Consider the following 12,494-nt stretch of genomic DNA (forward strand, 5'->3'; position numbering starts at 1 on the left):
AGGTAGACGGTAACTTTTGCACCGAGGAATGATAGGTCCAGAGTTTTAATGGAATGCGTGGAATGTACAACGCTGTCACCGGAATGTCATGAACAACAACGCTATGACTAAAGAAAGCGAAATCGAAAACGCCTTGCTTGAGAAGCTGCAAGCGCTCAAGTACACCTACCGCCCGGACATCCGCGATCGCGAGGCGCTCGAGCGCAACTTCCGCGAGAAGTTCGAGGCGCTCAACAAGGTCCAGCTCACTGACGCCGAGTTCGCTCGCTTGCTCGACGAGATCGTCAGCCCCGACGTGTTCGCCTGCGCGGAGCGGCTGCGTCACCGCAACACCTTTGAGCGCGAGGACGGCACACCGCTGCACTACCAGCTCGTCAATCTCAAAGATTGGTGCAAGAACGAGTTCGAGGTCGTCAGCCAGCTTCGCATCAACACCAGATCGAGCTTCCACCGCTACGACGTGATTTTGCTTGTCAATGGCCTGCCGCTCGTGCAGATTGAGCTGAAATCCCTGGAAATCAGCCCTCGCCGGGCGATGCAGCAGATCGTGGACTACAAGCAAGACCCTGGAAACGGCTACACCAATACGCTGCTCTGCTTCATGCAGCTTTTCATCGTTAGCAACCGCTCGAACACTTGGTATTTTGCCAACAACAACGCTGAGCACTTCCGCTTCGATGCCGATGAGCGCTTCCTGCCGATTTACCAGTGGGCCACACGCGACAATAAGAAGGTGACGCACCTCGACGATTTCGCCGAGGCGTTTCTGGCCAAATGCACGCTCGCCGAGATGCTCAGCCGCTACATGGTGCTGATCCAAACCGAGCGCAAGCTGATGATGATGCGCCCTTACCAGATCTATGCGGTCAAGGCGATTGTGGACTGCATCCAGCAGAACCGCGGCAACGGCTACATCTGGCACACCACCGGCAGCGGCAAGACGCTCACCTCGTTTAAAGCCTCGACCCTGCTCAAGGACAACCCCGAAGTCGACAAGGTGCTGTTCGTCGTGGACCGCAAGGACCTCGACCGCCAGACCCGACAGGAATTCAACCGCTTCCAACCCGGTTGTGTGGAGGAAAACACCAACACCGAAACGCTGGTGCGCCGGCTGCTCTCCGACGACTACGCCGACAAGGTGATCGTCACCACCATCCAGAAGCTGGGGCTGGCGCTGGATGCCAACCACCGCAACGAATACCGCAAGCGCCTGGAGCCGCTGCGCGACAAGCGCATGGTGTTCATCTTCGACGAGTGCCATCGTTCCCAGTTCGGCGAGAACCACAAGGCCATCCGCGAGTTCTTTCCAAGCGCGCAGCTCTTCGGCTTCACCGGCACGCCGATCTTCGAGCAGAACGCCACCTACCGCACCATCGAGGGCACCGAGGCCCGCATGGTCACCACCGCCGACGTTTTTGGTCATCAGCTCCACGCCTACACCATCACCCACGCCATCGACGACGGCAACGTGCTGCGCTTCCACGTGGACTACTACAAGCCCGAAGGCGCACCCATCAAACCCGGCGAAACGCTGGCCAAGCAAAAGGTAGTTGAAGCAATCCTCGACAAGCACGACCAGGCCACCAACCAACGCCGGTTCAATGCGCTCTTGGCCACCGCCAGCATCGACGACGCCATCGAGTATTACCACCTGTTCAAGGAAATCCAAGCCAAGCGCCAGGCAGAAGACGAAAACTTCCAGCCGCTCAACGTCGCCTGCGTCTTCTCGCCGCCCGCGGACGGCAACCGTGACATCGCCCAGCTTCAGGAAGACCTGCCCCAGGAACTTGCCGACAACCAGAAGGAGCCCAACCAGAAGAAGGAGGCGCTCAAAGCGATCATCGCCGACTACAACGCCCGTTACGGCACGAACTTCGACCTGTTCACCTTCGACCTTTACTATCAGGACATCCAGCAGCGCATCAAGGACCAGAAATACCCCAACAAGGATCTGCCGCACGAAAAGAAGATCGACCTCACTATCGTGGTGGACATGCTGCTTACCGGCTTCGATTCGCAGTACCTGAATACCCTCTATGTGGACAAGAACCTGAAGTATCACGGCCTCATCCAAGCTTTTTCGCGCACCAACCGCGTGCTCAACGACTCCAAGCCCTACGGCAACATCCTCGACTTCCGCGCCCAGAAGGACGCCGTGGACGAAGCCATCACCCTCTTTTCCGGCGAGGCCGGAGAGCGCGCCCGTGAGATCTGGCTGGTGGACCCGGCGCCCGTGGTAGCCAAGCGCTTCGTCGAAGCCGTGCGCGAACTGGAGAGCTTCATGCAGTCGCAGGGCCTCGAGTGCAAACCCGAGGAGGTGCCAAACCTGCGCGGTGACGAGGCCCGCGCCGCCTTCATCAACACCTTCAAGGAAGTGCAGCGGCTCAAAACCCAGCTCGACCAGTACACCGACCTGGATGACGCTACGCGCCAAACCATCGAACAGGCCATGCCGGAGGATACCTTGCGCGCCTTCCGCGGCGTCTATCTGGACGTGGCCACCCGACTCAAGGAAAAGCAGTACAAGACCGCCGACCCCAGCGATCCGGTGCAGCAGCTCGACTTCGAGTTTGTGCTCTTCGACTCGGCTTTGATCGACTACGACTACATCATGAAGCTCATCGCCCGCTTCAGCGCCAAGGGGCCGAAAAAGCAGAAGATGACCCGCGAGCAGCTTGTGGGGCTCCTTAGGAGTAACGCCAAGTTCCTCGACGAGCGCGAGGAGATCATCGAGTACGTGAACACCCTGAAGGAAGGCGAGGGCTTGAGTGAGGAGGAAATCCGCAAGGGCTACGAGCGCTTCAAGGCCGAGAAATACGCCCGCGAGCTCACCGCGATCGCCGAAAAGCACGGCCTCTCGCGCGACGCGCTGCAAACCTTCCTGGACGGCATCCTGCACCGCATGATCTTCGACCCCGACGCGCTCACCGACCTGATGGCACCCTTGAATCTCGGCTGGAAGGCGCGGGCGCAGAAGGAGCTGGCGCTGATGGAGGACCTCACGCCACTACTCAAGAAGCTCGCCCAGGGCAAGGAGATTTCTGGTTTGGAAGTGTATGACCATGTCTGAGAAGAAGAAAGGCGTCGTGCCCCGCCTGCGCTTCCCTGAGTTCCGCGATGCGGGGCCGTGGGAATTCCACTCTATCTCTGATTTTCTTACAGAAAGCCGTATTGAAGGCTCCAGCGGAGACACAGCCCGAAAGCTGACAGTTAAACTCTGGGGTAAAGGCGTGGTCAGGAAGGAAGAGTACTTGCCTGGCAGTGAGAATACTAAGTATTACAAGCGGCGGGCAGGCCAATTTATTTACAGCAAGCTTGATTTTCTTAACAGCGCTTTCGGTATCGTGCCGCCAGAACTAGATGGTTATGAATCGACGACTGACCTTCCAGCATTTGAGATTAGTCCCGATCTCGTCGCATCCTTCTTTCTCGAGTATGTGAAGCGACCAAATTTTTTTCGGAAATTCGGCGAACAAGCGGATGGAAGCCGAAAGGCCAAACGAATTCAAACAAACTATTTTTTGGCGCTGCCTGTTGTCGTTCCCGCGAAAAAAGAACAACAAAAAATCGCCGACTGTCTGTCGTCGCTCGATGAGCTGATCGAGCTGGAGGGCAAGAAGCTCGAGGCCCTCAAGCAGCACAAGAAGGGGCTGATGCAGCAGCTCTTCCCCCGCGAGGGCGAAACCACCCCCCGCCTGCGCTTTCCCGAGTTCCGCGATGCCGGGCCGTGGGAGGTGAAGCGGTTGGGGGAGGTGTTTCGTGAACGCTATGAGCGTGATGGTGTTGGCCTCGAATTGCTGTCCGTTACGATTTCGGACGGGGTTGTTCGCGCTTCAGATCTAGAACGCAGAAATACCGCAAGCGCCGATTTATCAACTTACAAGAAGGTTTACCCGGGCGACATTGTTTACAACACGATGCGGATGTGGCAGGGAGCCAGTGGGGTTTCGCATTTCCATGGAATAGTTAGCCCTGCCTACACGGTGGTTACTCCGGAAGACAACCACAACTCAGTTTTTTGGGCCTATCATTTCAAGCTTTGGCATTCGATTGATAAGTTTGCTCGCTTCTCTCAAGGGTTAACCTCTGACACTTGGAATTTAAAATTTCCGGCATTCTCCGCCATTAAAATGGCGTTTCCTCGTGATCCAGAAGAACAACAAAAAATCGCCGACTGCCTGTCCTCGCTCGATGAGCTGATCGAGCTGGAGGGCAAGAAGCTCGAAGCTCTCAAGGCTCACAAGAAGGGGCTGATGCAGCAGCTTTTTCCGCAGGAGGTGGAGTGAGCCATGCCGGCGCAGGGCCACATCCAAACCTTTCCCGACCTCGATGCCCTAGCGCGACACCTGCGCAGCCTAGACAAGAAAACGGTGCTCATTTTCGCCTATAACGGCACAGGCAAAACGCGGCTGTCGGTGCACTTCAAAGAGCTGGGCAAAGTGCGCAACGACGATGGCGAAGTGACCAGCCGCGACACCCTCTACTTCAACGCCTTCACCGAGGACCTGTTCACCTGGGACAACGACCTGGAAAACGACCGTGAGCGGGTGCTGCGCATGAATACCGCCTCCCGGTTCTTCAGCGGCCTGGATGAGCTGGAGATGGAAAACCGTATCCGCCCGGTGTTGCATCGCTATTGCGATTTTGATTTTTCATTCGATTATGATAAGAGTGTCATTAGCTTCTTTCGGGATGAGCGCGTACCTCAGGAAGATAGCAATTACAACACCATACGCCACGACCATATCAAGATTTCACGCGGCGAGGAAAACATCTTCATCTGGTGCTTCTTTCTCGCGGTGGCCGAGCTCGCCATCGCGGGGCAGGAAGCCTATGAATGGGTAAAGTACATCTACATCGACGATCCCATCTCATCGCTGGACGAAAACAACGCCATCGCCGTGGCCGCTCATTTGGCGAAGATGCTCAAGGGTCAAGACCGGGTCAAAGCCATCATCTCCTCGCATCACACACTGTTTTTCAACGTGTTGTGCAATGAAATGGATAGGGCGCAGCGTTATTTTCTTCGCAAGACCGAATCGGGCTACGAGTTGCAGAACACCAACGACACACCGCGCTTCTACCATGTGGCCATGCTCAAGGAGCTGCGCAAAGCGGCCGAATCCGGGCAACTGTACACTTACCACTTCAATATCCTGCGCAGCATCCTGGAGAAGACGGCGACCTTTCACGGCTTCAACCACTTCGGCGACATCATCAAACGCGATCCCGATGACGAGGATGGCCAGCTCCATGCGCGCTACGTAAACCTTTTGAGCCACGGTAATTATTCCCTGTTCGAGCCCGTTGAGATGCTGGAAGAAAACAAAGAGATCTTCCGCAAGATTCTCAATGATTTCATGAACAACTACCGCTTCAACCCGGAGCTTTTCCCTGAAGTGGCTGAGGAGTCAATCGCATGACCGAACAAGACCAAATCCGTTTGGGCAAAGTACTTTGGGCTATTGCCGACGAACTTCGCGGCGCGATGAACGCCGACGACTTTCGCGACTACATGCTGTCGTTTTTGTTTCTGCGCTACCTCTCGGACAACTACGAAGAGGCCGCCAGGCGGGAGCTGGGCGATGACTGGCCGAAACTTCCAGAAGGTGAGCGCCGCTCGCCGCTCGCGGTGTGGTACGAGCAGAACCCGGATGACATCGCGATGTTCGAGGACCAGATGCGCCGCAAGGTGCACTACGTCATCAAGCCCGAATACCTGTGGAGCAGCATCGCCGAAATGGCGCGCACGCAGGATGCGGAACTGCTTCACACCCTGCAGAAGGGCTTCAAGTTCATCGAGAACGAATCCTTCGCCAGCAGCTTCCAGGGGCTGTTCTCGGAAATCAACCTGGATTCCGACAAGCTCGGCAAGAACTACCCGCAGCGCAATGCGCGGCTGTGCAAGATCATCCAGCGGATCAACGAAGGATTGGCCGAGTTTCCGCGCGAGCGCGATTTGTTAGGCGACGCCTACGAGTACCTGATCGGCCAGTTTGCCGCAGGCTCCGGCAAGAAGGCGGGCGAGTTCTACACGCCGCAACAGATCTCCAGCATACTTTCGGGAATCGTGTCGTTGGATGCGCAGGACCCCAAGAGTGGCAAGCGCGAGAGGCTCGGCAGGGTGCTGGATTTCGCCTGCGGCTCGGGTTCTTTGCTCTTAAATGTGTGGCGCCGGATGGGTCGGCACGGCGTGGGCAAGCTCTACGGCCAGGAAAAGAACATCACCACCTACAACCTGGCGCGCATGAACATGCTGCTGCATGGCCTCAAGGACACGGAGTTTGAGATCTTTCACGGCGATTCCCTGCTGAACGAATGGCCGCTGTTGCGTGAGGAAAACCCGGCCAAGAAGATCGAGTTTGACGCCGTGGTCGCCAATCCGCCCTTTAGCTACCGTTGGGACCCCAGCGAGGAACTGGCCGAAGACTTCCGCTTCAAAGACTATGGCTTGGCGCCCAAATCTGCCGCCGACTTCGCCTTCTTGCTGCACGGCTTCCATTTCCTGCATCGCGAGGGTACCATGGCCATTATCCTGCCGCACGGCGTGCTGTTTCGCGGTAACGCGGAGGCCAAAATCCGCAGGAAGCTGCTCAAAGACGGCAACATCGATACGGTGATCGGGCTGGCGCCGAATCTTTTCTACTCGACCGGCATCCCGGTGTGCATCCTGGTGCTGAAGAAATGCAAGAAGTTCGACGATGTGCTCTTCATCAACGCCGCCGAGCTCTACGAGAAGGGCAAACGCCAGAACCGCCTGCTGCCCGAGCATATCGACAAGATCGTTGAAACCTACCAATACCGCCGCGAGGTGAGGGAGGAGTTACCAAACGGAGCCATCTTCGCATCGCGCCGCGTGAGCATGGAGGAGATCGAAGAGAACGATTTCAACCTGAACATCACGCGCTATGTAAGTACTGCCGCGTCGGATGAAGAGGTGGACTTGAAAGGCGTGGGCGACGAGTTGCGTGCTCTGACTGAGAAGATAGCGCAGGCTACCCGCAAGCACAATCAGTTTTTGATCGAGCTTGGCTTGCCGGGACTTCCTGAGGGGTAGGGAGCCTCCGCCAGATACAGCATCCAGCTCAAGGGCAAGGACTTCTCCCCCAAGCGCAGCTGACCCGGTGCGCGACAAGCCCCGCCGTTCACGGCGGGGAAGGATAGCGCGGACGGCGCAGCCGTCCTATAATGTAAACGCCGGCAACAACCACGTCGGCCTACGGCGGGGCACGCCGGAAGTAACGCCTGCGGAGATACGGGTAGCGGTTGCGCACTCGGCCCAGGAACCCACCGAGACGTATTTTCGCCGAGCGTAGTGTGGGGAAGCGACTCAGGGGTAGCAACAGGCCGCACCTGGGCGCCGTAGGAATCCCCGGACTTCAGGCCGGGGAGGATGTCAAAACGACTAAACCCACCATCGACCACATCCTCGCCCCCAAGCCCGCGCTGCGCCCGCGCATCTACGCCTACAGCATCGCCGACGCGGCGCACGCGGGTCTCTCGAAGGTCGGTGTCGGAGATCGCCTGCGGCGTGAACTGGCCGCAACCGTGGAGAACTGAAGCATGACCCCACGAACCTTAAGCCGCGACGACATCCTCGCCGAACTACGACGCCTCAAGCCGGAGCTTTCGCGTCGCTACGGGGTGAACCGCATGGCGCTTTTTGGATCCTTTGCCAAAGGCGAAGCGCGCCCCGGCAGCGACATCGACGTCGTCGTCGAGCTGGATGAACCGGATCTCTTTGCCCTGGTCCACATCAAGGAAGAGCTGGAATCGGCGTTGCGGTGCTCGGTCGATATCATTCCCTACACCGAGCTGATGAACGGCTTCCTCAAAGCGCGCATCCAGCGCGAGGCTGTGTATGTCTGATCGGGAGTTGGTCAGGGCAGTCATCGCGCAGATCCTGACCGCGATTGGCCGCATCGAGCGCCGGGCCGCGCGCGTCACCCAACCCAGCGACTTTGTCTCGAGCGATACCGGACTCGACATGCTCGATGCCATCGCCATGATGCTGATTGCCATCGGCGAGAACTGCAAAAACCTGGACAAAATCACCGGCGGTACGCTCTTGGCCCGTTACCCCGATGTGGATTGGAAAGGGGTTAAGGGGATGCGCGACGTCATCAGCCACCACTACTTCGACATCAGCCCCGAGATCGTTTTCTCCGTTTGCCGCAAGCAGATCCCGCTGCTTCGGAGGACCTTCGAGGCGATGCTCACGGACCTCGACTCATGACGAAACCCATCGACCACATCCTCGCCCCCAAGCCCGCGCATATACGCCTACACCATCGAAGACGCGGCGCACGCGGGGCTGCTCAAGGTCGGGCAGACCACGCGTGAGGTAAAAGCGTGCGTGGCCGAGCAACTGCGCACCGCCGCCATCCAGAACTACCGCATCGAGCTGGACGAGGACGTCAGCCGCGAGTTGGCGCAGGAGTACGCCGCCGGGCTGGAGATGGCGAACGAGGACCTCAGCGAGCTATCGGTCCAGGAAACCGAGTTTCTGCCGATCACCACGCGGGCCTATCTGTACCTCTCCGGCACGCCGTTCCGGGCGCTGGCCACCGGCGAGTTCATCGAAGAGCAGATCTTCAACTGGACCTACACCGACGAGCAGCGGACGGGGGCGCGCTTCGCCGAGGAGCATCCGGGCGAGAAGAACCCCTACGCCGCACTGCCCGAGCTGCGCCTTTTGACCTACCAGATGCCCGACGAACTGCTGGCGGTGGCCAGCAGCGGCGGCTTCGACACCAAGACGATCACGCTCTCCTGCGGCAAGGTCACGACGGGCGTCACCGTGCCGCAGTGGTCGGCGATCCTGATGCTGCGCAACCTCCAGTCGCCGGAGACCTACTTTCAGGCGGCGTTTCGCGTGCAGTCGCCGTGGGTCATCCCGAACCCGGAAGGCGACGACCCGAACGCCGAAGCGATCGTCAAGCCGGTCTGTTTTGCTTCGACTTCGCGCCGACGCGGGCCTTGCGCCAGCTCTCCGAATACGCCATCGGCCTTGCGCTGCACGAGCCGAACCCGGAAAAGGCGGTGGCCGACCTGGTGTCGTTCCTGCCGGTGCTGGCCTACGACGGCGCGAACATGACGCAGATCGACGCCGGCGGCATCCTCGACATCGCCATGGCGGGCACCTCGGCCACGCTCCTGGCGCGCAAGTGGGAGTCGGCGCTGCTGGTGAACGTGGACAACGATACCCTGCGCCGCGTGCTGGGCAACCCTGAGGCGCTGGCCGCGGTAGAGCGCATCGAGGGCTGGCGCGCGCTGGGCGATAACATCCTCGAGGCCGTCATCAACCAGAGCGAGAAGATCAAGGTGCTCAAAAAGAAGGCGAAGACCGAGGAATTGACGCCCAGGGAGAAAAAAGAACTCTCGGACGAAGAGAAGGAATACAAATCCAAGCGCAAGCAGATTCAGGAAAAGCTGATCAAGTTCGCCACGCGGATTCCGGCGTTTATGTACCTGACCGACTTCCGTGAGAACACGCTGCAGGACGTGATCACCAAGCTGGAGCCGGAGCTGTTCCTGACCGTCACCGGCCTGACGGTCGAGGACTTTCACCTGCTGGTGCAGCTACGGGTCTTCAACACCGAACAGATGAACGCGGCGGTCTTCGCCTTCCGCCGCTACGAGGATGCCTCGCTGCGCTACGCCGGCATCGACAGCCATCCGGGCCTGAGGCATTACGGGCTGTACGACACCGTGGTAGCAAAGGAAGAGTAGGCATGAGGAAGCACTGCACGTTGGCGGGGAAAAGACCACTGACATCCTCCCTGTTCTGAGGAACGAGGGTTCCGTAGAGGTGACGATATAACTCAGCGGCTGGGGGCGCGCTCTGGAGTTGATGCCTTGCGCGCCGAAAGGCTTTTGGACTCAACCCCAAGCCGTAAACTCGAAGCCAGGGGGTGAGTATGGCCAGCTTGATTATTCGAAACCTCGACGAAACCACAAAGCAAGCCTTGCGGCTTCGCGCGGCGCAGCACGGCGTTTCGATGGAAGAGGAGGCGCGCCGCATCTTGCGGGCGGCGTTGGGAGTTACCCGCTATCCCGCGCGGCTTGGCAGCCACCTGCGCGACCGTTTTCAGGCAGTTGCCGATGAGGATTTCCACCTTCCCGAACGGCACAGGCCACGCAAACCGCCGCAACTGGGATGAGCTCGCATGATTTTGCTCGATACCAACGTGCTCTCCGAGTTCATGCGACCGCAGCCCTCGGCGCAAGTGGTTGCCTGGCTGGATGAGCAGCCCGCTGAAACGGTATGGGTCAGCGCCATCAGCCTCGCCGAGATTGAGCTGGGTCTGGCGCTCATGCCGAAAGACAAGCGGCAAATGGCACTGGCGCAAGCAGCTCAGGCGATGTTCGACGAAGATTTTGCTGGTCGCTGCTTGCCGTTCGATGAGGTCGCCGCTGTCCACTACGCGCGCATCGTAGCGGCGCGCATGTAAGCAGGCCGACCGATCAGCCTGGAGGATGCCCAAATCGCCGCGATCGCGCTGGCGCACGGCATGGTGTTGGCTACGCGCAACACCGCCGACTTTGAACGGATCGAGGGGCTTGATCTGGTCAATCCTTGGGCAGGTGGTGCCTGAGCATCTATGTGTTTTGGATGGCGGCGTTATAAGTGTCCCAACCCATTCCCCTCGAGCAACCCCCGCACCATCACCTTCTCCCCCCGCTTCACCGACTCCTCGGCGGCCACCCCCACCACCACACTCCAGAAGCCTTCCTCGGGCGTGGCGGCTGTAGAGGGCTGGCCGTCCATGGCCTCGATGAAGCGCAGGTGCTCGTAGTAGGTGGCTCCGCTGTGGCCGCTTTCTTCGATGAGGGCGGGGTAGCTGGGGGTCATGGTGCGGGAGGTGCGGTCGGGGAGGGCAATGACCTCGAGGTAGTTCTCCCACTTGGAGTAGGCCTGGCCGTTGACGCCCTCACTGGCCTTGAGGCGGCCCTCGTCGCCGCAGATGACGATCTCCTCGTAGACCATGGGGGCAAACATGCACAAATTAAAGTTGGCCCGCACTCCGTTTTCGTACTCCACGATCACGAAGGCGTTGTCCAGGATGTCCGAGCGTTCGCCGCCGTACTCGAAGTCCTTGAAGTTGACGGCCTGGCTCCCCGAGGCATACACCATCACCGGGCGCGAGGCGGCGAAGAGATTAAAGAGGTCGAAGTAGTGGCAACACTTTTCCACCAGCGTGCCGCCCGAGTACTTGGAGAACTTGTTCCACTGCCGCACCTTGTCCAAGAAGGGCTCGCGGTGCTCCAGGATGCTGATGGTCTTGATCTCGCCCAGGCTGCGCCGCACCTTGGCCTCGTGGATGGCCTCGACGTAGATGGGCTTGTAGCGGTACTGCAGGCCAATCTGTAGCACCTTGGGGTAGCTTTGCGCCATCTGCCAGATCTCGTAGGCGTCGCGGATGTTGGTGGCCATGGGCTTTTCCAGCAGGATGTGCTTGCCCGAGCGCACCGCCACCTTGAGCACCTCGAGGTGGGTGTGGTTGGGGGTGCAGATGATCAGGGCGTCGGCGGCGGGGTCGTTGCAGGCGGCTTCGAGGCTGTCGTAGACCACTAACGGCTCCGCGGAGAACTCGGCCTTGACCCGGCGGGCGCCCTCGACGCTGGTGGGGTTGGGGTCGTAGACCCCGTGGACGGTGCAGCGGCCCTCTAGCATCGTCACCCGGATGTGCTCCTGGCCGTTGACCCCTACCCCGATGACGTTGAAGCGGTACTTGAGGGGGCCGGGGTCCATGAGGAAGCGGTCTTCCTTGGGCACGTAGGCGAACTTCGGCACCAGCGCGTGGAGGCGATTGGCGAACTCCTTGTTTCTCTTCATGACGAGATTATAAATCTTAGATTCAAAAATCCCAACGCGCAAAGATAAATCTCCCCCCTCTAGGCTTTGGGAGAGCGCTGGGAGGGAGAGAAAAGCGCTAAGCTATCCCCAGGGTCGACCGAATCTCGTCCAGGGTATCCTTCTCGGCTTGGGAGACCTGCTCGCCGCCGATGCCCAGGAAGCCCCCCTCCTTGGCGGCCCGGGCCACCCGCTCGGCCACACTGACCACGTACTGCTGGTAGGCGGAGACGTCCTCGGGGGTGGCCTTGGTCTGGACGATCCAGAAAGCGCTGCGCAAGCGCTCGAGCATGGCCTTCTTGGCCTCCTCGAAGGACTTGAAGCGCTGGCCGTCGCGTGGATGCGCCTCTGGCTGCTCTTCCTGCTTGGCGTCGAGGCTGGCGGCGATAGCCTGGAGAAGCGGTGCGCTCGAGGCCCGGGCCAGCTCCTTCATGGCGTTTACGGTGGCGATCCCCTCGGCGATGATCCCGGTAAGGCCGGAGGGGGCCGCGGCCAAGATCGCTGCTGCCGCCGCCGCGGGGCCGCTCAGCACCTTGTCCCATTCTTCCGGGGTGAAGTTATCCCTGATGTGCATGTTGACCTCCGGGTTCTAGCCTGGCATATTCCGCTCGGGGTGGATGTGGGGAGACTAATGCCC

At 59.5% G+C, this 12,494-nt stretch carries 13 protein-coding genes; 11 read left to right on the top strand and 2 right to left on the bottom strand.

Features of this window, described 5'->3' with window-relative positions:
* The first annotated feature begins 103 nt into the window (after nucleotides 1-103).
* The 11 genes from DNA98_RS08475 to DNA98_RS08520 all read left to right on the top strand — a co-directional run bounded on the left by DNA98_RS08475 (nucleotide 104) and on the right by DNA98_RS08520 (nucleotide 10,454).
* Nucleotides 104-3,070, top strand: coding sequence for a type I restriction endonuclease subunit R (locus DNA98_RS08475; protein ID WP_165363940.1), 2,967 nt, complete (start codon nucleotides 104-106; stop codon nucleotides 3,068-3,070).
* Complete coding sequence (locus tag DNA98_RS08480; protein ID WP_158531629.1) at nucleotides 3,063-4,286, top strand: restriction endonuclease subunit S; 1,224 nt, start codon at nucleotides 3,063-3,065, stop codon at nucleotides 4,284-4,286. Before DNA98_RS08475 ends, DNA98_RS08480 begins: the two co-directional genes overlap by 8 nt.
* Nucleotides 4,287-4,289: 3 nt before the next feature.
* Entirely contained in the window at nucleotides 4,290-5,423 is a 1,134-nt protein-coding gene (locus DNA98_RS08485; protein WP_110529067.1) for an AAA family ATPase, read from the top strand.
* Nucleotides 5,420-7,057: a type I restriction-modification system subunit M gene (locus tag DNA98_RS08490; protein WP_110529070.1), complete on the top strand. Its 1,638-nt coding sequence runs from the start codon at nucleotides 5,420-5,422 to the stop codon at nucleotides 7,055-7,057. Before DNA98_RS08485 ends, DNA98_RS08490 begins: the two co-directional genes overlap by 4 nt.
* Before the next feature lie 260 nt (nucleotides 7,058-7,317).
* A complete protein-coding gene (locus DNA98_RS17790; protein WP_110529073.1) occupies nucleotides 7,318-7,560 on the top strand; it encodes a hypothetical protein in 243 nt (80 codons plus the stop codon).
* Nucleotides 7,561-7,563: 3 nt separating this feature from the next.
* Nucleotides 7,564-7,869, top strand: coding sequence for a nucleotidyltransferase family protein (locus DNA98_RS08500; RefSeq protein WP_110529076.1), 306 nt, complete (start codon nucleotides 7,564-7,566; stop codon nucleotides 7,867-7,869).
* Nucleotides 7,862-8,236 (top strand): DUF86 domain-containing protein, encoded by a 375-nt coding sequence (locus DNA98_RS08505; RefSeq protein WP_110529079.1) that lies wholly within the window; start codon nucleotides 7,862-7,864, stop codon nucleotides 8,234-8,236. Before DNA98_RS08500 ends, DNA98_RS08505 begins: the two co-directional genes overlap by 8 nt.
* Nucleotides 8,237-8,356: 120 nt before the next feature.
* Nucleotides 8,357-9,097 (top strand): hypothetical protein, encoded by a 741-nt coding sequence (locus tag DNA98_RS17910; RefSeq protein ID WP_199489379.1) that lies wholly within the window; start codon nucleotides 8,357-8,359, stop codon nucleotides 9,095-9,097.
* On the top strand, nucleotides 8,980-9,732 hold the full coding sequence (locus DNA98_RS17915; RefSeq protein ID WP_199489380.1) for a hypothetical protein: 753 nt from the start codon (nucleotides 8,980-8,982) through the stop codon (nucleotides 9,730-9,732). The genes DNA98_RS17910 and DNA98_RS17915 overlap by 118 nt, the downstream gene beginning before the upstream one ends.
* Nucleotides 9,733-9,920: 188 nt before the next feature.
* Nucleotides 9,921-10,163, top strand: coding sequence for a plasmid stabilization protein (locus DNA98_RS08515; protein ID WP_110529081.1), 243 nt, complete (start codon nucleotides 9,921-9,923; stop codon nucleotides 10,161-10,163).
* A 6-nt stretch (nucleotides 10,164-10,169) separates the two neighbouring features.
* Nucleotides 10,170-10,454, top strand: a complete 285-nt coding sequence (locus DNA98_RS08520) for a PIN domain-containing protein (protein ID WP_199489381.1) — start codon at nucleotides 10,170-10,172, stop codon at nucleotides 10,452-10,454.
* Nucleotides 10,455-10,624: 170 nt separating this feature from the next.
* On the opposite strand, the gene DNA98_RS08525 is transcribed toward DNA98_RS08520, so the two are convergent.
* On the bottom strand, nucleotides 10,625-11,839 hold the full coding sequence (locus DNA98_RS08525) for a Gfo/Idh/MocA family protein (RefSeq protein WP_110529084.1): 1,215 nt from the start codon (nucleotides 11,837-11,839) through the stop codon (nucleotides 10,625-10,627).
* Nucleotides 11,840-11,936: 97 nt separating this feature from the next.
* Entirely contained in the window at nucleotides 11,937-12,431 is a 495-nt protein-coding gene (locus tag DNA98_RS08530) for a hypothetical protein (protein WP_110529087.1), read from the bottom strand.
* Between the last annotated feature and the right edge of the window lie 63 nt (nucleotides 12,432-12,494).

The sequence above is a fragment of the Meiothermus sp. Pnk-1 genome (assembly GCF_003226535.1).
GTDB lineage: Bacteria > Deinococcota > Deinococci > Deinococcales > Thermaceae > Allomeiothermus.